Source organism: Pseudomonas sp. FG35 (genome assembly GCF_057809295.1).
Genome location: NZ_JBMDJR010000013.1, coordinates 100,578 through 119,098, shown reverse-complemented (window position 1 = coordinate 119,098; position 18,521 = coordinate 100,578). Strand labels below are relative to the sequence as shown.

At 59.4% G+C, this 18,521-nt stretch carries 21 protein-coding genes; 12 read left to right on the top strand and 9 right to left on the bottom strand.

Annotation, left to right across the window (positions count from 1 at the left end; all coding sequences use genetic code 11):
- The first annotated feature begins 34 nt into the window (after nucleotides 1-34).
- Nucleotides 35-1,105 (top strand): hypothetical protein, encoded by a 1,071-nt coding sequence (locus tag ACODTD_RS23145; protein WP_489105253.1) that lies wholly within the window; start codon nucleotides 35-37, stop codon nucleotides 1,103-1,105.
- A gap of 63 nt (nucleotides 1,106-1,168) precedes the next feature.
- Here the strand turns inward: ACODTD_RS23145 and ACODTD_RS23140 are convergent, their stop codons facing one another.
- The gene (locus tag ACODTD_RS23140) at nucleotides 1,169-1,441 is read right to left on the bottom strand and encodes a hypothetical protein (protein ID WP_039770930.1); all 273 of its coding nucleotides are present in this window, start codon (nucleotides 1,439-1,441) and stop codon (nucleotides 1,169-1,171) included.
- A 223-nt stretch (nucleotides 1,442-1,664) separates the two neighbouring features.
- Here ACODTD_RS23140 and ACODTD_RS23135 point away from each other — a divergent pair, with 223 nt between their 5' ends.
- Together ACODTD_RS23135 and ACODTD_RS23130 are read left to right on the top strand one after the other, a co-directional pair.
- Nucleotides 1,665-2,744, top strand: a complete 1,080-nt coding sequence (locus ACODTD_RS23135; protein ID WP_221615730.1) for a hypothetical protein — start codon at nucleotides 1,665-1,667, stop codon at nucleotides 2,742-2,744.
- A 2-nt stretch (nucleotides 2,745-2,746) separates the two neighbouring features.
- Entirely contained in the window at nucleotides 2,747-3,100 is a 354-nt protein-coding gene (locus ACODTD_RS23130) for a DUF1428 domain-containing protein (protein ID WP_489105252.1), read from the top strand.
- A 15-nt stretch (nucleotides 3,101-3,115) separates the two neighbouring features.
- On the opposite strand, the gene ACODTD_RS23125 is transcribed toward ACODTD_RS23130, so the two are convergent.
- On the bottom strand, nucleotides 3,116-3,310 hold the full coding sequence (locus ACODTD_RS23125) for a hypothetical protein (RefSeq protein WP_007957125.1): 195 nt from the start codon (nucleotides 3,308-3,310) through the stop codon (nucleotides 3,116-3,118).
- A gap of 107 nt (nucleotides 3,311-3,417) precedes the next feature.
- On the opposite strand from ACODTD_RS23125, the gene thpR reads away from it, so the two are divergent.
- Nucleotides 3,418-3,957, top strand: a complete 540-nt coding sequence (gene thpR, locus ACODTD_RS23120) for an RNA 2',3'-cyclic phosphodiesterase (protein ID WP_489105251.1) — start codon at nucleotides 3,418-3,420, stop codon at nucleotides 3,955-3,957.
- Nucleotides 3,958-4,078: 121 nt separating this feature from the next.
- Here thpR and ACODTD_RS23115 read toward each other — a convergent pair whose 3' ends face one another.
- The 5 genes from ACODTD_RS23115 to ACODTD_RS23095 all read right to left on the bottom strand — a co-directional run bounded on the left by ACODTD_RS23115 (nucleotide 4,079) and on the right by ACODTD_RS23095 (nucleotide 9,313).
- Complete coding sequence (locus ACODTD_RS23115; protein ID WP_011333554.1) at nucleotides 4,079-5,176, bottom strand: polyamine ABC transporter substrate-binding protein; 1,098 nt, start codon at nucleotides 5,174-5,176, stop codon at nucleotides 4,079-4,081.
- A gap of 69 nt (nucleotides 5,177-5,245) precedes the next feature.
- On the bottom strand, nucleotides 5,246-6,130 hold the full coding sequence (locus ACODTD_RS23110) for an ABC transporter permease subunit (protein WP_011333555.1): 885 nt from the start codon (nucleotides 6,128-6,130) through the stop codon (nucleotides 5,246-5,248).
- Nucleotides 6,127-7,008, bottom strand: coding sequence for an ABC transporter permease subunit (locus tag ACODTD_RS23105; RefSeq protein WP_170929740.1), 882 nt, complete (start codon nucleotides 7,006-7,008; stop codon nucleotides 6,127-6,129). The genes ACODTD_RS23110 and ACODTD_RS23105 overlap by 4 nt, the downstream gene beginning before the upstream one ends.
- Before the next feature lie 29 nt (nucleotides 7,009-7,037).
- The gene (potA, locus tag ACODTD_RS23100; RefSeq protein ID WP_007957110.1) at nucleotides 7,038-8,180 is read right to left on the bottom strand and encodes a polyamine ABC transporter ATP-binding protein; all 1,143 of its coding nucleotides are present in this window, start codon (nucleotides 8,178-8,180) and stop codon (nucleotides 7,038-7,040) included.
- 371 nt (nucleotides 8,181-8,551) lie between these two features.
- On the bottom strand, nucleotides 8,552-9,313 hold the full coding sequence (locus ACODTD_RS23095; RefSeq protein WP_489105250.1) for a gamma-glutamyl-gamma-aminobutyrate hydrolase family protein: 762 nt from the start codon (nucleotides 9,311-9,313) through the stop codon (nucleotides 8,552-8,554).
- A gap of 282 nt (nucleotides 9,314-9,595) precedes the next feature.
- Here ACODTD_RS23095 and ACODTD_RS23090 point away from each other — a divergent pair, with 282 nt between their 5' ends.
- From ACODTD_RS23090 to ACODTD_RS23075, 4 genes are all read left to right on the top strand, one after another.
- Nucleotides 9,596-10,972, top strand: a complete 1,377-nt coding sequence (locus ACODTD_RS23090) for a glutamine synthetase family protein (RefSeq protein WP_011333558.1) — start codon at nucleotides 9,596-9,598, stop codon at nucleotides 10,970-10,972.
- A gap of 248 nt (nucleotides 10,973-11,220) precedes the next feature.
- The gene (locus ACODTD_RS23085; protein WP_489105249.1) at nucleotides 11,221-12,711 is read left to right on the top strand and encodes an aldehyde dehydrogenase; all 1,491 of its coding nucleotides are present in this window, start codon (nucleotides 11,221-11,223) and stop codon (nucleotides 12,709-12,711) included.
- 53 nt (nucleotides 12,712-12,764) lie between these two features.
- Nucleotides 12,765-14,048: an NAD(P)/FAD-dependent oxidoreductase gene (locus tag ACODTD_RS23080; protein WP_085613024.1), complete on the top strand. Its 1,284-nt coding sequence runs from the start codon at nucleotides 12,765-12,767 to the stop codon at nucleotides 14,046-14,048.
- 205 nt (nucleotides 14,049-14,253) lie between these two features.
- The gene (locus tag ACODTD_RS23075; RefSeq protein ID WP_011333561.1) at nucleotides 14,254-14,802 is read left to right on the top strand and encodes a cupin domain-containing protein; all 549 of its coding nucleotides are present in this window, start codon (nucleotides 14,254-14,256) and stop codon (nucleotides 14,800-14,802) included.
- A 73-nt stretch (nucleotides 14,803-14,875) separates the two neighbouring features.
- On the opposite strand, the gene ACODTD_RS23070 is transcribed toward ACODTD_RS23075, so the two are convergent.
- Together ACODTD_RS23070 and ACODTD_RS23065 are read right to left on the bottom strand one after the other, a co-directional pair.
- Nucleotides 14,876-15,622 carry a hypothetical protein gene (locus tag ACODTD_RS23070; RefSeq protein ID WP_221615732.1) on the bottom strand — a complete coding sequence of 249 codons (747 nt, stop codon included), beginning with the start codon at nucleotides 15,620-15,622 and terminating at the stop codon, nucleotides 14,876-14,878.
- 67 nt (nucleotides 15,623-15,689) lie between these two features.
- On the bottom strand, nucleotides 15,690-15,974 hold the full coding sequence (locus ACODTD_RS23065) for a hypothetical protein (RefSeq protein ID WP_011333563.1): 285 nt from the start codon (nucleotides 15,972-15,974) through the stop codon (nucleotides 15,690-15,692).
- Between the two features lie 589 nt (nucleotides 15,975-16,563).
- On the opposite strand from ACODTD_RS23065, the gene ACODTD_RS23060 reads away from it, so the two are divergent.
- From ACODTD_RS23060 to ACODTD_RS23045, 4 genes are all read left to right on the top strand, one after another.
- On the top strand, nucleotides 16,564-16,989 hold the full coding sequence (locus ACODTD_RS23060) for a hypothetical protein (RefSeq protein WP_041475210.1): 426 nt from the start codon (nucleotides 16,564-16,566) through the stop codon (nucleotides 16,987-16,989).
- A gap of 62 nt (nucleotides 16,990-17,051) precedes the next feature.
- The gene (locus tag ACODTD_RS23055; RefSeq protein ID WP_041475211.1) at nucleotides 17,052-17,465 is read left to right on the top strand and encodes a hypothetical protein; all 414 of its coding nucleotides are present in this window, start codon (nucleotides 17,052-17,054) and stop codon (nucleotides 17,463-17,465) included.
- Nucleotides 17,466-17,666: 201 nt separating this feature from the next.
- Entirely contained in the window at nucleotides 17,667-18,056 is a 390-nt protein-coding gene (locus ACODTD_RS23050; protein WP_011333566.1) for a hypothetical protein, read from the top strand.
- A gap of 15 nt (nucleotides 18,057-18,071) precedes the next feature.
- Nucleotides 18,072-18,494, top strand: coding sequence for an HD domain-containing protein (locus ACODTD_RS23045; RefSeq protein ID WP_201817473.1), 423 nt, complete (start codon nucleotides 18,072-18,074; stop codon nucleotides 18,492-18,494).
- Nucleotides 18,495-18,521 lie beyond the last annotated feature (27 nt).

Below are 18,521 nucleotides of genomic sequence, written 5' to 3'. Positions count from 1 at the left end.
AGCATCGCGGCTTTTCCCGGCCTTTCCCTCAAGGATGAACATGCCAGTCACTTCGCTTCTTCGCCGGTCTTCGGCATTTTTCGGCTTGATGGTGTCCCTCGCGGGGCTTGTCGGTTGCGCGCTGACAGGAACCTATCAGGACGCCACCGGGCCCGACGCCGCCAAGATGCGTTTTGTGGCCAACACTGACAATGCCACCGTCAATTACTTCGACGCCGAGCATTGCGATGGCATGACCACCGGCATCCTGAACAATTTATTTGTCAGAGACAGTCCGCGGCGGGTAGGCATGACCGTGGCGCCTCCAGAGAAGGCCCGTGGTTATCTGGAAGTGAAGTTACCGCCCGAAAAGGAAGTGTTCCTGCAGGTCAATACCCAGGTGGGCTATGGCGTGTGTGGCGCGGTGTTCAGTTTCAGACCCGAGCGCGCAACGGAGTATGAACTCACCTTCGAACTCAAGGGCAGCCAATGCTCGACATTGATGCAGCGCCTGCAACGGGTTGATGGCAAGGATGTGCGTACACCCGTCACTATCAGGCGCGATGGATTTGCCGCTTGCGAGGGTCGCAACCCGATCTTTCCGAAACCACCCGCGCTGCTGCCCGATACGCCGGAGCGCACGGCAATGATCGACCGGATCATCGACGGGAGTGCTTTCGTACTCATGAAGTCCGGGTCGGATCAAAAGCCTGTAGCAGCCTTTACTCCCGAAAAACTTGATGCGCTGATCAGCGAGCGCAAGGTCAAACTGGGTTTTGACATGCCAGAGGATTACTGGACGTTGTATCGCCAGAACCTGATCGAATTCGGTAATGAGACGGCGGCCGCTCAAGCTCAAACTCTGGAGCGCTCCACCAATGAGTATCGGCAACGTCTGCGCAGCGCTGAAGACAAGCAACTCAGAGAGTGGTCCCGTGCTGACGATTCCTCTGGCAAACCTGGCAACGCAGCGCCAGCCGATCAGGAAAAGTCGATGATTGTGTATTACTTCCAGACGTCCAGAGCCGTGACATTGGAAGCGGTGAACCATCACATGGACCGCATGGCAAAAATGGATGCGCAATACAACGTTTGCTCGCGCTATGCCGAGTGCTGGAAACGCTGATGGGTCAGGCACACCCAGTGCAATGGACTGGCCTGTTCCAGTCGGCGTGTTCAGTGATGCGAATTAAAAATGAGCGCTCGCCCGGACGCTGGATCGCGCAGGCACTGAGGCCTCGATGTCCAGCAAATGGGTGGCGAGAATGTCGCTCAGAAAACGGAACTGATCGTTGAGGCCCACCACTTCATTGCTGAAATGATTGCTGGCGGCGGGCATCAACAGATCTTCAAAAGCTTCGTCGAACACCAGCGCTTGTGTCTTGCGCGACACGGCGTGCTGATCGTAGTAGTTGCTGCCGAAGACCGGGAAACTCACGGCGAGGGTGACGGTATTGATCATGATGTGAACGCCTCGTGCTGTGTGTTTCGGATGGGTTAATCGTGCCTTTGGCGAGCGGTCGGCGGAAGGCAATCGTCGCAATGGTGAATATCGATGCCATTGATGGTTGGACTGACCCAGCCCTGACCAGCGGATAAACGGCGCACCGCACACACCTATACTCATTTCAACTTCCCCGGATTCTTCAGGTCTCCTGCCCGAAGAACAGATAAGGACCGCCACCGTGAACCTGCGTGCGCTGCTCGTCGCCGCACTGGTGTTGCTGGCCGGCTGCGCCACCACGGCGCGGGCCCCGGTGAGCGCGCCGGCGGTGGTGGTCTCGCCGGCCACCTGGCAGCAGATCGACCGGGAAATCGTCAACGCCTCCCGGCAGGCCACCGAGCAGGTCAAGGTGTTCGCCCGTGGCTCGATGGAACATTGGCGCATTCGGGTCTATGAGCAAACTGAAGAAAATTTCATCCCGTGGTTCAGCAGCTACTGGACCCAGGAATGGCTGTCGATGAAGGTCAGCTGGTACACGATCAGTGCCAGCGGCGAGCAGGACACTTCGGCCAAGCGCCTGGCGGATTACCTGCTGGAGCAATATCAGGAACGGGTGCTGGCGCCGGTGGCGGTGGAGATAGACCCGGACGCGATCCTCGGCCAATCCACCGCGTTTTACGCGCAACTGATGGCGCAGCAGATGCCGGTCATCGCCCAGCGCCACGGCGTGCCCATTGCCCAGCTCAACGGGCGATTGCAGAAAATCCCCGCCATCGCCCTTGGTCCGCCGCCGGCGCGGGACGCCTCGCTGTACCAGGTTGTCAGCACTGAGCCGTTGAACACGCTGCCGGCCTACGCCGCGTTGATCGACAAGATCCACACTGATGGCGGCTCGAAAGGCGTGGCCTCGACTGAATCGGCCATGGCGCCGGTGGCCAAGCGCGCCAGCCAGCGCATGGAGGCGGAAATGGCCCCGCGCGGCGCTGCCAGCGCGGTGGCGGCAGCGGCAGGCAAACTGGCCGGTGCGCTGATTTCGGTCGGTGTGGCGGGCATCCGCGCGATCATTCAGGCCAACGACCGTCCTGACAGCGAAGCTTTGATCCGCAGCAGTCTGGGCAACACGTTCGACAAGGCCTGGGTGAAACTGGTGCAAAACCCGACCACCGGCGTGATGGCCGGCACGCTGCACATGGCGGCGCAGGTCGAGGGCAATCTGGGCGGGCGAGATGAACCGTCGGTCGGGTTGGGCGTCAACCGTGTCGAATGGCGGCCGCCCGAGTCGACTACCCAGCAGATCGAACCCACCCTGCAAGGAGAATGACCATGGCTTACATCGATGTGTTCGTGGCGCCCGTGCCGAATGCCAATCGCGAACAGTACAAAAAACACTGCGAAATCGCCGCGAAGCTGTTCAAGGAGTATGGCGCGCTGGAGGTTATCCAGGGCTGGGGCGATGACGTGCCGGACGGCAAGGTCACCTCATTCCCGATGGCCGTAAAACTCAAGGAAGGCGAAACCGTATCGGCAGGCTGGCTGGTCTGGCCGGACAAGACCACCCGCGATACCGGCATGGCAAAAATGATGGAAGACCCGCGCATGCAGCCGGACGTCAATCCGATGCCTTTTGATGGGCAGCGGATGATCTTCGGTGGCTTCAAGGACATTCTCGAGCCTTGATGCCGCGTTGCCGGGTCACTCCGCCGACGGGGTGATCCGGCAGCCTTTGCGGTTGCGAATCTGCTCGTCCGTCGGCCGCTCGCGGACGAATTCGAAACGCGGCTCTCCTTCGCTGTAATGCACCAGCCAGCCCCATTCCAGTTCGCTTTCATCCTGCCCGGGATTCGGCGGTCGGGCCCACCAGGGTTCTTTGCTGAGGATCTCGCGCATGATGTCCTCCGGTTGATGGCAATCGTTGAACTATAAACCCCATGCCGAGAGTCGCCAGAAACGGGCGTGTAGAATCCAGGGATCTCGACGAACGAAGGAGCGTGGCCATGACGGACGAAACGCGCGGGGATCAACCGTTCAAGCGGCTGTTTTTCGCCCTGGACTGCCCGCCGGCGCAGCGCAAGGCGATTGCCCAGTGGCGCAGCGAGCTGGGTTTGCGTACCGGCAAGCCGGTGCCGGCCGACAACTTTCACCTGACGCTGCTGTTTCTCGGCGCGGTGCCGTTGGCGCAGATTGGCGAAGTCTGCGAGGCGGCGGCGAAGGTGCGAACACCGGGGGAGGGGCTGAGGATTTCGCTGGATCGGTTGCAGGTCTGGCGCCGTGCCGGGGTGTTGTCGCTGGCGCCGGAGCAGGCACCGCAGGGATTGCTGCGGCTGGTGTATGCACTGGAGCAGGCGATGTTGCCGTTCGGGTTTGAAGAGGCGACGCGCGAGTATCGTCCGCACCTGACACTGGCCCGGGACTATCGGGCGCCGGAACCGGAATCCGCCACGCCGCCGGAGTTCTTCCTGCGGGCCGAACGCTTTGCGCTGTTCGAATCCCACAAGGGTCGCTACCGCTCGCTGGCCGACTGGCCACTGATCTGAGCCACAAAAAAAGGCGCCCGAGGGCGCCTGAATTCACCTGAACCGAGGAGAGCCAGGTGAGGCCGTTCAGAGCAGGGGGCAGCGGTGGTAAGGCGCTGCATGAACGGAAATCGATGTGTGTTTATTTGCCGAGTTTCACGCGGGTCCAGCCCCGGGTCATGATCCGCTGGGTGGCAATCGGTTGATCCGGCACCGCATACAGTGTCGCCATCACTTCCTGCGACGGGTACGAGCCCGGATCGTTGCGGATCGCTTCGTCCACCAGCGGCGTCGCCGCTGCGTTGGCGTTGCTGTAGCCGTTGCTGTTGGTGATCTCGGCGATGATGTCCGGGCGCATCAGGAAGTCCATGAACAGGTAGGCGTTCTCAACGTTCGCTGCATCGCGCGGGATGGCGACCATGTCGTAGAAGCTGCCGGCACCTTCCTTGGGAATGCTGTAGTCGATCACGACGTTGTTGCCCGATTCAACCGCGCGGGCCTTGGCCTGCAATACATCACCGGAGTAACCGACTGCCACGCAGATGTTGCCGTTGGCCAGGTCCGAAATGTATTTCGAAGAGTGGAAATACGCCACGTTCGGGCGAATCTTCATGAACAGCGCCTCGGCTTCCTTGATGTGCGCGGCGTCCTTGTCGCTCACCGGATAGCCCAGGTAGTGCAGGGCGGCCGGGATCATTTCGGTGGGCGAGTCGAGGAAGCTGATACCGCAGGCCTTGAGCTTCTCGGCGTTCTCCGGTTTGAACAGCAGGTCCCAGGAATTGGTCGGCGCATTCTTGCCGAGCACTTCCTTGACCTTGTCCGGGTTGAAGCCGATGCCGATCGAACCCCACATGTACGGGAACGCGTGGGCGTTGTCCGGATCACTGGCGGAGGCGTTTTTCAGCAGCACCGGGTTGAGGTTTTTCCAGTTTGGCAGTTTCGATTTGTCCAGGGTCTGATAGACCCCGGCCTTGATCTGCTTGGCCAGGAAACTGTTGGACGGCACCACGATGTCGTAGCCGGATTTACCCGCGAGCAGACGCGCCTCAAGGGTTTCATTGCTGTCGAACACGTCGTAGGTCACGCGGATGCCGGTCTCGTCCTCGAACTTCTTGACGGTGTCCGGGGCGATGTAATCCGACCAGTTGTAAACGCGCAGCACCTTGTCGTTGGCCTGGGCGCCCGTGGCGATTGCGCCCAATAAGGACAGTGTCAGCAGAGTCCTGCCAAACATTTTCATCGGTGAAACTCCATTCTTTTTATTCAGAAGCTTTTAAGCAAAAGCGCAAAGCCGTAAAACGCGACGGCCTCAGGCCGTCGCTGCTACTCGTTGAGGTTGCGGTTGCTGCCACGATTCGTTGGCGGTCTGATCCATCGCTTCCTGAATCGCCCGCTTGCGGTTGGCTTCTGCCTTGCGGCCGAAGTACCAGACCAGGAAGGTCACCAGCGACACCGCCAGCAGAATCAGGCTGGCCACGGCGTTGATCTCGGGCTTCACACCCAGACGCACGGCCGAGAAGACTTCCATCGGCAGGGTGGTGGAGCCAGGGCCCGACACGAAGCTCGCCAGCACCAGGTCGTCCAGCGACAGGGCGAACGACATCATGCCGCCCGCTGCGAGCGACGGCGCGATCATCGGGATGGTGATCAGGAAAAACACTTTGAACGGTTTCGCGCCCAGATCCATCGCCGCTTCTTCGATCGACAGGTCCAACTCGCGCAAGCGGGCGGAGACTACCACCGCCACATAAGCGGCACAAAACGTGGTGTGGGCGATCCAGATCGTGACGATGCCACGCTCCTGCGGCCAGCCGATCAGTTGCGCCATCGCCACGAACAGCAGCAATAGCGAGAGACCGGTGATCACCTCAGGCATCACCAGCGGCGCGGTGACCAGACCACCGAACAGCGTACGACCCTTGAAGCGGGTCACGCGGGTCAGCACGAACGCAGCGAGGGTGCCCAACGCTACGGCGGCAATCGCGGTGTAGCAGGCGATTTCCAGCGAGCGCACCACCGAGCCCATCAGTTGGGTGTTGTCGAGCAGGCCGACGTACCACTTCACCGACCAGCCGCCCCAGACCGTCACCAGTTTGGAGGCGTTGAACGAGTAGATCACCAGAATCAGCATCGGCAGATAGATGAACATCAGGCCGAAGATCAGCATGAACTTTGAAAATCCGAAGCGTTTCATCCCCGTCCCTCCATCTCTTTGGCCTGGCTGCGGTTGAACAGCAGGATCGGCACAATCAGGATCAACAGCATCACCACCGCCAGAGCAGACGCCACCGGCCAGTCGCGGTTATTGAAGAACTCTTGCCACAGCACGCGACCGATCATCAGGGTCTCCGGGCCGCCCAGCAGTTCCGGAATCACGAACTCGCCCACCACCGGAATGAACACCAGCATGCAGCCGGCGATGATGCCGTTCTTGGCCAGCGGCACGGTGATTTTCCAGAAGTTGTTGAAGTTGCTCGAACCCAGATCCTGCGCGGCTTCCAGCAGGCTGCCGTCGTGCTTCACCAGGTTGGCGTAGAGCGGTAGCACCATGAATGGCAGGTAGGCATACACGACCCCAATGTAGACCGCCGTGTTGGTGTTGAGGATCTCGATCGGGTGATCGGTGAGCCCGGTCCACATCAAAAATGCGTTAAGCAGACCGTTGTTGCTGAGGATGCCCATCCACGCGTAAACGCGGATCAGGATCGCGGTCCAGGTCGGCATCATGATCAACAGCAGCAGGACGTTTTGCGCTTCCTTGCTGGCCTTGGTGATCGCGTAGGCCATCGGGAAACCGATCACCAGGCACATCATCGTGCTCAGTGCCGCGACCTTCAGCGAACCGAGGTAGGCCGACAGGTACAGCTCGTCCTCGCCAAGCATGGTGTAGTTGCCGATGTTCAGCAGCAGCTGGAATTTCTGTTCGGCGTAGGTGTAGATCTCCGAGTACGGCGGGATCGACAGCGCGGCTTCCGAGAAGCTGATCTTCATCACCAGGAAGAACGGCAGCATGAAGAACAGGAACAGCCAGATGAACGGAATGCCGATGACGAACTTTCGCCCGCTGGGCACCAGGCGCAGGAATTGCTGATTGAAGGTTCTCATGAGCGCAGTACCACGCCGCTGTCGTCTTCCCACCAGACGTAGACCTTGTCGTCCCAGGTCGGCCGCGCGCCACGACGTTCGGCGTTGGCCATGAACGACTGGACGATCTTGCCGCTCGGCAACTCGACGTAGAACACCGAGTGACCGCCGAGGTAGGCGATGTCATGCACCTTGCCTTCGGACCAGTTGTAGCGGGTCTCCGGCTTGATCGTGCTGACCAGCATTTTTTCCGGGCGGATCGCGTAGGTGATCGACTTGTCCTGCACCGACGTGCTGACGCCATGACCGACGTAGATCTTTTGCTGCAAGTCCGGACTGTGAATGATCGCGTGACCTTCAAGGTCCTCGACCACGGTGCCGTCGAAGGCGTTCACGTTGCCGATGAATTCGCAGACCATGCGACTGACCGGCGCTTCATAGATGTCGACCGGGCTGCCGATCTGGGCGATCCAGCCCAGGTGCATGATCGCGATGCGTTCGGCCATGGTCATGGCCTCTTCCTGGTCGTGGGTCACCATCACGCAGGTCACGCCGACGCGCTCGATGATTTCCACCAGTTCCAGCTGCATTTGCGAACGCAGCTTTTTATCCAGCGCGCCCATCGGTTCGTCGAGCAGCAACAGTTTCGGCCGCTTGGCCAGGGAGCGGGCGAGGGCCACGCGCTGACGCTGACCGCCGGACAGTTGATGCGGGCGACGCTTGGCGTATTGGGTCATATGGACGAGGCGCAGCATTTCTTCGACGCGAGCGTCGATTTCGCTGGCCGGCAAACGGTCCTGCTTGAGGCCGAAGGCGATGTTCTGCGCCACGGTCATGTGCGGGAACAGGGCGTAGGACTGGAACATCATGTTGATCGGCCGCTCGTACGGCGGCATGTCGGTGATGTCGACACCGTCGAGCAGAATGCGTCCTTCAGTCGGCCGTTCGAAACCGGCGAGCATGCGCAGCAGGGTCGATTTGCCCGAGCCGGAGCCGCCGAGCAGGGCAAAGATTTCGCCCTGATGGATCTCCAGGGACACATCGTCCACCGCCGTGGTTTCGTCGAACTTCTTGGTGACTCGATCGACCTTCACCAGAACCTTTTTCGGTTGCTGATGACCTTCAAGAGCCTTCCTGTAAGTGCTGGAGGCGTTTGCCATGTGAAACTCCCAACAGGTTTCAGTCGCCGGGCCAACGCGGCCTGGCTTAAGAGTGGATTGCAGACTTGCAAGAGCATTTCCTGTCGGATCGCGTCCCCCTGTGGGAGCGGGCTTGCCCGCGATGGCGGCGGGTCAGTCACCTCGATGTCGAAAGTGACGGCCTCATCGCTGGCAAGCCAGCTCCCACAGGGTTTTGCATTGATCCGATTGGCACTGCGCTTGCCGATCCGGCTTGGTCGGCGCCGCCGTCCTGGCTGCCTGGGTAGTACTTGTTGTTATTACGGTTTGTTGTTTTCACGGATGACGGGTGCGCAAACGCGCGCCCGCCGACCCCGTGGGGGCAGTAAACAGTGATGAAATTCTGGGTTGTATCAGCGCTGGTTGCGCCGCGCCGCACGCTGGCGGCAAGCCTCGCCGAATGCCTGGAAAATCCGCAGGTAGTTCGGGTTGTCCAGCACCTGCCATTCGGGGTGCCATTGCACGCCGAGGGCAAAGGTCGGGCTGTGCTTCACCGAGACCGCCTCGATCAGGCCATCCGGCGCCACGGCTTCGGCGCGCAGGCCGGGAGCGAGGCGGTCGATGCCCTGACTGTGAATCGAGTTGACCTGGAATTCGCCCGGCAGCTCCAGCGCTTCGAACGCGCCGCCGGGCAATACCGTCACGGTGTGGGCCGGTGCGTACTGCTCGGCAACATCCGGGCTGTCGGCTTCGCGGTGATCGAGCATGCCCGGCAGCTCATGCACCTTCTGGTGCAGGCTGCCGCCGAACGCCACGTTCATTTCCTGGAAACCCCGGCAGATGCCGAGTACCGGAACGCCCGCCGCGATGGCTGCACGCAATAGAGGAAGGGTGGTGGCATCCCGCGCCGGATCGTGGTCCGTGCCGGGAGCGCTGTCCGGGCCTTGATAGTGGAAGGGTTCCACGTTGGACGGCGAGCCGGTCAGCAACAGACCGTCGAGCTGACCCAGCAGGTCTTCGATTTCAGTCAGTTGGCCAAGGGAAGGAATGACGACGGGCAACCCCAGCGCCGCAACGCTGACAGCGCGAACGTATTTGTCGCCGCTGATGTGATAGGGGTGCAGGCCAATCTGTTTGACGCACGCAGTAACGCCGATCAATGGCTTGAATGCCATTTTTATTCACCTCGAAGTTTGACACTTGAACGAGCTTTTCCGGAGCTTAGCCTCGTTGATTTTAATTAACAACTCCCATGTAAAAAATTCTAAACGCCGTTCATCAAATCTTCATGATCCGCGGGCCTCTGGCGCCTGCATTGGCACGAGAGTGTTAAAAAAAGCCCGAAAAATAAACGCTGAGCGGCCCTGTGTTCGCTATTGACTTCACTTTGCCGTTCGGGTTGACTGGCTCGGCGAAACAGCAGTGAACATAATAATTAACAGCTAAATAGGTGCATCATGTCGGTCCCTCTGCGTGCCGTTCAACTCAACGAAGCAAACGCATTCCTTAAGAAACATCCTGAGGTTTTGTACGTCGACCTTCTGATTGCAGACATGAACGGTGTGGTGCGCGGCAAGCGCATCGAGCGCACCAGTCTTCACAAGGTTTACGAGAAAGGCATCAACCTGCCGGCCTCGCTCTTTGCCCTCGACATCAACGGCTCCACGGTGGAAAGCACCGGCCTGGGCCTGGACATCGGCGACGCCGACCGTATCTGCTACCCGATCCCTGGCACCCTGAGCATCGAGCCCTGGCAGAAGCGCCCGACCGCACAACTGCTGATGACCATGCACGAACTGGAAGGCGAGCCGTTCTTTGCCGACCCGCGTGAAGTGCTGGCCAACGTGGTGCGCAAGTTCGACGCATTGGGCCTGACCATTTGCGCCGCGTTCGAACTCGAGTTCTACCTGATTGACCAGGACAACGTGAACGGCCGTCCGCAATCGCCGCGTTCGCCGGTTTCGGGCAAGCGTCCGGTGTCGACCCAGGTCTATCTGATCGACGACCTCGACGAGTATGTCGACTGCCTGCAAGACATCCTCGAAGGCGCGAAAGAGCAGGGCATTCCGGCCGACGCCATCGTCAAGGAAAGCGCCCCGGCGCAGTTCGAAGTCAACCTGCACCACGTCTCCGATCCGATCAAGGCGTGCGACTACGCCGTCCTGCTCAAGCGTCTGGTGAAGAACATCGCCTACGACCACGAGATGGACACCACCTTCATGGCCAAGCCGTATCCGGGCCAGGCGGGCAACGGTCTGCACGTGCACATTTCGATCCTGGACAAAGAAGGCAACAACATCTTCGCCAGCGAGGATCCCGAGCAGAACGCCGCGCTACGTCACGCGATCGGCGGTGTGCTGGAGACCCTGCCTGCGCAAATGGCCTTCCTGTGCCCGAACGTCAACTCGTACCGCCGCTTCGGCGCGCAGTTTTATGTGCCGAACTCGCCGAGCTGGGGCATCGACAACCGCACCGTGGCCGTCCGTGTGCCAACCGGTTCGCCGGATGCCGTGCGCATCGAACACCGTGTCGCCGGTGCCGACGCCAACCCATACCTGCTGATGGCTTCCGTGCTGGCCGGTATCCACCACGGCCTGACCAACGAAATCGAACCGGGCGCCCCGGTCGAAGGCAACAGCTACGAGCAGAACGAACAGAGCCTGCCGAACAACCTGCGCGACGCCCTGCGTGAGCTGGACGACAGCGAAGTCATGGCCCGCTACATCGACCCGATGTACATCGACGTATTTGTCGCGTGCAAGGAAAGCGAGTTGGCCGAGTTCGAAAACTCGATCTCTGACCTTGAGTACAACTGGTATCTGCATACGGTGTGATTCTGAAAAGCCCCTCACCCTAACCCTCTCCCCGAGGGAGAGGGGACTGACCGAGTTGTCTCGGGATTTCCGGCGACCTGACCGATCCAGTCGATTATGGATTCGGAAGAGATGTTTCAGGTCGGCGGAGCTCTCCAGCATCCCCCGGTCGGTCCCCTCTCCCTCCGGGAGAGGGCTAGGGTGAGGGCAGCCATCTCAAGTCGAACACACACCAGACACCCCAAATTCCCCCGCGTCGAGCCACCACCATGACAACGACCCGCAACGACTGGGAACAACGCTTCCAGTCCCTGACCCTCGAATCCCGTGCCTTCATCAACGGCGAATACCGCCCGGCCATCAGCGGCGACACCTTCGAATGCCTGAGCCCCGTAGACGGCCGTTTCCTGGCCTCCGTGGCCAGCACCGATGAAGCCGACGCCAACCTCGCCGTCGAGGCCGCGCGCCAATCCTTCAACTCCGGCGTGTGGGCGAACAAGGCCCCGGCCGAGCGCAAGCGCATCCTGATCCGCTTCGCCGACCTGATCCTGCAACACCAGGAAGAACTGGCGCTGCTCGAAACCCTCGACATGGGCAAGCCGATCAGCGATTCGATGAGCATCGACATCCCGGCGACCGCCAACGCGATCCGCTGGAGCGCCGAGGCCATTGACAAGATCTACGACGAAGTCGCCGCCACCCCGCACGACCAACTCGGTCTGGTCACTCGCGAACCATCGGGCGTGGTTGCTGCGATCGTGCCGTGGAACTTCCCGCTGATCATGGCCAGCTGGAAATTCGCCCCGGCACTGGCGGCGGGTAACTCGTTCATCCTCAAGCCTTCGGAAAAATCGCCGCTGACCGCGATCCGCATCGCCCAACTGGCGCTGGACGCGGGCATTCCGAAAGGCGTGTTCAACGTCCTGCCAGGCTTCGGCCACACCGTCGGCAAGGCACTGGCGCTGCACATGGACGTCGACGTGCTGGCCTTCACCGGCTCCACGGCGATTGCCAAACAACTGATGATTTATGCCGGTCAAAGCAACATGAAACGCGTCTGGCTCGAAGCAGGGGGCAAGAGCCCGAACGTGGTGTTTGCCGACGCACCGGACTTGCGCGCGGCAGCACAAGCGGCGGCCGGCGCCATTGCGTTCAACCAGGGCGAAGTCTGCACCGCCGGTTCGCGCCTGCTGGTGGAGCGTTCGATCCGCGAGCAATTCATCCCGCTGCTGGTGGAAGCGCTGCAAGCGTGGAAACCGGGTCACGCCCTGGATCCGGCGACCACCGTCGGTGCCGTGGTCGATCAGCGTCAACTGGACAACGTGCTGCGCTACATCAGCATCGGCCGCGAGCAGGGCGCCGAAGTGATCGCCGGCGGCCGACGCACCCTCGAGGAAACCGGCGGCACCTACATCGAGCCGACGATTTTCGACGGTGTGACCAACGCGATGACCATTGCCAAGGAAGAAATCTTCGGCCCGGTGCTGTCGCTGATCACCTTCGACACCGTTGAAGAAGCGTTGCACATCGCCAACGACAGCATCTTCGGCCTCGCCGCCGGGGTCTGGACCAGCAATCTGAGCAAGGCTCACACCTTCGCCCGTGGCCTGCGCGCCGGCAGCGTGTGGGTCAACCAGTACGACGGCGGCGACATGACCGCGCCGTTCGGTGGCTTCAAACAGTCGGGCAACGGTCGCGACAAATCGCTGCACGCGTTCGACAAGTACACCGAGCTGAAAGCGACCTGGATCAAGCTCTAATTCTATTTACAACGGTGGACGCCGGTTTTTCCGGCGTCCCTCGGAGAACAATAATGAAACAACAACACGTCAACAGTTATTACGCCGCCACCCGCAACGAAGTCATCGACTTCCCGACGCTTGAAGAGTCGGTGGAGTGCGATGTATGCATCATCGGCGCCGGCTACACCGGCCTGTCATCGGCGCTGTTCCTGAGTGAAGCCGGCTACAAGGTGACGGTGCTGGAAGCGGCGAAAGTCGGCTACGGCGCCAGCGGTCGCAATGGCGGCCAACTGGTCAACTCCTACAGCCGCGACGTCGATGTGATCGAAGAGCGCTACGGCGACAAGACTGCTGAAATCCTCGGCAGCATGATCTTCGAAGGCGCCGACATCATCCGTTCGCGCATCAAGGAATACGACATCAAGTGCGACTACCGTCCGGGCGGTATCTTCGCAGCGATGAACAACAAGCAGCTCAAGGGCCTCGCCGAACAAAAGCGGAGCTGGGAACGTTACGGCAATAAAAACCTGAAGATGCTCGACGCTGCGGACATTCGCCGCGAAGTCGGTTCCGACGCCTACGTCGGCGGTCTGCTGGACATGCAGGGCGGCCACATCCATCCGCTGAACCTGGCCCTCGGTGAAGCCGCCGCCATCGTGCGTCTGGGCGGCAAGATCTACGAGCAGTCCGCTGCCGTGGAAATCAAATACGGCGAGCCCAACGTCGTGCGCACCGCCAAAGGCCAGGTCCGCGCCAAGTACCTGCTGATCGCCGGCAACGCCTACCTGCCGCAAGGCCTCGACAACCGCGTGACCGCCAAGAGCATGCCGTGCGGCTCGCAGATTTGCGTCACCGAACCGCTGACCGAGAAACAGGCCCGCAGCCTGATCACCAACAACTACTGCGTCGAGGACTGCAACTACCTGCTCGACTACTACCGCCTCACCGCCGACAACCGTCTGCTCTACGGCGGCGGCGTGGTCTACGGCGCCCGTGAACCGGACGACATCGAAACCCTGATCCGCCCGAAGATCCTCAAAACCTTCCCGCAGCTCAAGGACGTGAAAATCGACTACCGCTGGACCGGCAATTTCCTGCTGACCATGTCGCGCATGCCGCAATTCGGCCGCATCGAGAAAAACGCCTACTACATGCAGGGCTACAGCGGCCACGGCGTCACCTGCTCGCACCTGGCCGGCAAACTGATCTCGGAAATGATCCGCGGCGACGCCGAACGCTTCGACGCCTTCGCCTCCCTGCCACACATGCCGATGATCGGCGGCCGTACCTTCTCCGCGCCGCTGACCGCCCTCGGCGCCGTGTACTACTCGCTGCGCGACCGTTTCGGCATCTGATTAACCTCGCCGGCGGTGGCCCCAAAAAGGGCGCCGCCGGCTTTTTCATGTGCCGTCCATCGAACCTGCTGAGCAACACCGACAAACGTGATTTAATAGCCGCCTTTCACGGTTCCGGGACACGGGAGCAACGTGATCCGCGCGCCTTGCGCGGCACCCGCCACCCACCCCCATTACCCTTAAGTCGTTCTCACATAAGGCTGTCATGGATACGGGTTCTCGACTCAAACTAGTACGCGAAAGCTACAAACTCTCCCAGCGCGAGCTGGCCCGGCGTAGCGGCGTGACCAATGCCACCATCTCCCTGATCGAACAGAATCGTGTCAGTCCCTCCGTCAGCTCACTGAAAAAGCTGCTCGAAGGCATCCCGATGTCCCTGGCCGACTTCTTTACCTTCGACCAGCCGCCCCGCGAACACCAATACGTCTTCCGCGCCAACGAACAACCCGACCTCGGCCGCCACGGCCTGCGCCTGCTCCTGATCGGCGCCTCGGTCCCCAGCCGCCAGATGCGCTTGCTGCGCGAGCAATACGCGCCGGGCGCGAGTTCGGGGGAAGAGCCGATTGTTCATGCTGAGGGTGAGGAGTGTGGGTTAGTGACACGCGGCACCGTGGAGTTGACGGTGGATGGGCAGGTGAGCGTGTTGAGTGCGGGGGACGGGTATTACTTCCCGACGACGCTTCCGCACAAGTTCCGGAATATCGGGGCGGATGAGGCGGAGATTATTAGTGCGAATACGCCGGCGAATTTTTAGCGTGCAGCCGTAGTTGATTCAGTATTTTTAATGGAAGGCGTTTCTCGAGTGAAACGCCTTCCAGTTGTGAGCGCTATTTTTCGACTGTGGTGGAGGGAGTGGAGACTACTTTGACTTCAAGAGCTCCTAACTGCGTCAGGTTTGAGTCGAGTATTCCAAGAAAGTTGATAACGTGCTGCCCATAGATTTCAGTCGCTCTCTGTGAGTTTGTTTTTGCCTCGTTAGTTTCTTTCATGACTGAGCCAAGATTATCAAATACGCTGCTTTTGTTATTGAAGAACTTGGTTGCTTCCCCTTGTAGTACAACGGTTGACGCATTTGCTCTAAAGGCTTCGCCCCAGGCTAGCATCAAGCTGCTTTCTTGACCGCGACTCTCTTTTGATTGGCTGTCAGTTGGGTTAAGTTCGAAATTTGCAAGCAATAAAAGTTGTTGTGCTGTTGCTTTTCCATAATACCGACTAACTTTGAAGTAAAGGGCTATAAGGTTTTTGTGCCAGTCTCGTTCAAAGGTCGAGAATTTTGTGAAGGCCTCGGAGGCCAGGAAATCATCCCAGCCTTTCTCGGATTTTCTCGCCGCATCATTAAAACGTTGAAGCTCTTCATAGCTTTTTATAAGAAGTTGTGTCGTTTCTTGTGCAGTTTGCTGAGCACCATCTACAAACCGTTGCCGATCAGATCGTTCGTTGGCTTTCGCTGATTCTGACGCAGTGTAATACGCGCCCAGGGATGCTGTGACTATCGCAGTCAGTATGGAGGTTGCCAGGTTTAAGGAAATAGTATTCATGATGTTTGAATCGGAATTGTTTTTGGTCAGCTGCATATTGGGTTTGGATCTATGCGGGAAAGTTTGGGTTTTAAACTATCTAAATGATGAGTTTCGTAGTTGATTACGTGATCGCTACCCTGCGTCGTTCAATCACTCTAAATACATCGCGCACATCCTGAACCAGGATTCTGGCTGTAGTGGTAACTATGTTGATGTCTTGTTCGGCGTGGTCTGGGAGGTGGATGCAGGCCATGAGGTCGAGGTATTTGAGCACTGCGCTCAAGCGTTCGCTGGCGCAGGCGTGGAGGTCACTCAGTGGCGCGTCGGCATCGATGAACAGAACGGGGTGGTCAGTGGCGGGGTGGGACATTGGGGCGTAGTTGCACTGCGGTGACTTACTTGTCATGGGTAAAAATCCTTAGCTCAGAAATTAATAATCACCGCTCGCTGCGAAACGAGTTGGGTGGCAGTTATGCGCGGGTTCGCAGACCGAGGAGCTAAGACCCGGCAGACCCGAAGGTCTCCCACGCACAACCGCCATGAAAATGAAGCACAGGCAAGTAGCCGGGCCGCATTGTGCCGGGTGTGGACTTAGCTCGCTAGGGCTGCGAAACCCTATCGCCAAATTCGTTCAGCGACAGACCCACTCTAGGTACCGATTCCCATCGTCGCAATCAGACTGTAGGACGTGAAATCACCACGTGTGGCCAGCGGTTTTGCTCCCGTTCGGTGGCGTAACGCGCGTAAATCAAAGGCTGCGGTGTATCAGGGAAAAATGACTTGCTCGGTTTCGGCCCGCTTCGCAGCCCCACAAGAACAAGCTCCCTCACCACGCGGAGCAATTTCCTACGGCGTTTTCAGATCAAAAAACTCATCACACATTCCAGTCCCGGAACTTTCCCCAAAACCGATGTCAATTTGATGGCGTGTCGCGACGCTCATTCATCGGCTCAAGCAGTGCCAGGCTGGTTCCTGGTCAACCATGGAAGTGTGTGATGAGACTATTACTCGCAATGTTGTTGATGTTCAGCGGCTACAGCTTTGCCAGTTGCGGCAACATTGATGACCACGATCAGCGTGCCTATTGCAATGCAAGGGAGAGCGGCAGCAGTTGCGGCAACATCGACAATCACGATTTGCGGGCGGCATGTAACGCGGAGATGGGCGGCAGTTCCTGCGGCAACATTGACGACCATGACCAGCGCGCCTACTGCAACGCCAAACAGAGCGGCAGCAGTTGCGGCAACATCGATGATCATGACCTGCGTGCGCGGTGCAACGCGGAGCAGGGTGGCAGTTCCTGCGGCAACATCGATGACCATGACCAGCGTGCCTACTGCAATGCCACAACGGGCGGCAGCAGTTGCGGGAACATCGACAATCATGATTTGCGCGCGCGGTGTGAGGCCATGAAGCGCTGATCTGGTTTTGATTGCTTTACCCAATGCCAGGCTGTTTCCCGGCAAGCTCAAGGAAGTGTGAGATGAAACTGATTCTTGCGATGTTGTTGCTGTTCAGCAGTTACACGTATGCCAGTTGCTCCGGTATTCAGGATTCCGATCAGCGCAACTATTGTCAGGCTTTGCAGGAGGGCAGCACGTGTGGGGCCATTCACGATCGTGACCTGAAGGCCTCCTGCGAGGCGCAGAAGGGCAGTACTTGCGGTGGCATCTATGATCATGATTTGCGCAACTATTGTGAGGCCATGAAGGGAAGCACCTGCGGAAGTATCAATAATTCGGATTTGCGCGCAGCGTGTGAGGCTGAAAAAGGCAGTACCTGTGCGCCCATCAATGACCACGATCAGCGAGCATTCTGCGAGGCTAAAAAGGGCAGCACCTGCGCAGGGATCAATAATTCGGATCTACGCAATCAATGTGAAGCCATGAAACGCTGATCCATCGGCCTCATTCCAAACGCAAAAAGGGACACCCAACGGGGTTCCTTTTTTATGGGTGCCTGAAACGGATTTCCCGGACCACCCAGTCAAACTTTTCACTTGCCACGCCCGGGCTCATCACCAAAGGTTCCCCCCACCAGCACCACGTCGTAGACTGCGAAACAAGTTGTAACGCCTCTCCCACGGACGGAACCGCGCATGATTCAAATCGGCAGCCGCAACAACGCCCCCACGCCGCAGCACAAAACCCAGGACATCTATATCTTCAGCATCGACCTGTCCCGACCGGCGAAGCCGTTCTGTTTCGAGCAATCGATTGGCGGCGGGCATGTCGAGCAGGGCGGTGCGCGGTGGTTGGCGCTGGATGAGCTGGATGGCTGGCCCGGTGAATGGCGTGAGCATTTGAAGAAGGCCGGATGTGCCTGGGTGGTTGAGTTGATGGACGCTCATTCGGGGGAGAGTCAGGCTGATCTGGTCTCGCTGATCCTCCAGCGCTATGCCGAGCCGGCACAGCCAGCCGGGCGTTTGCAGGCGATTGGGCGCTGGTTCAAGCGCCACTTCTATATTGGCGGCCGGTACGGCGTCTGACCCGAGGAAACCCCCATGACTCAGACTCTGGAACGCGCCATCGCGATTGCCGCCACGGCTCACGCGGGGCAGCTGGACAAGGGCGGTGCGCCGTATATTTTGCATCCGCTGAAGGTCATGTTGCGCATGAGCAGCCTGGAAGAGCGCATCGTCGCGGTGTTGCACGATGTGGTCGAGGACTGCGGCATCAGCCTGGAGGATTTGCGCAAGGAAGGCTTCAGCGAAGCCGTTTTGTCCGCCATCGAAGCGGTGACCAAAGTGCCCGGCGAGTCCTACGAGGACTTCGTCGAGCGCGCGGCGCAGAACCCGATCGGGCGGGTGGTGAAACTGGCGGATCTGGAAGAGAACAGCGACCTGTCGCGGATTGCCTCGCCGAGTTGGGAGGATCTGGAGCGGATCGAAAAATATCGGCGGGCGATTGGACGGCTGCGCGCCTGACTTAACTGAAAAGCACCTTGAATAGCC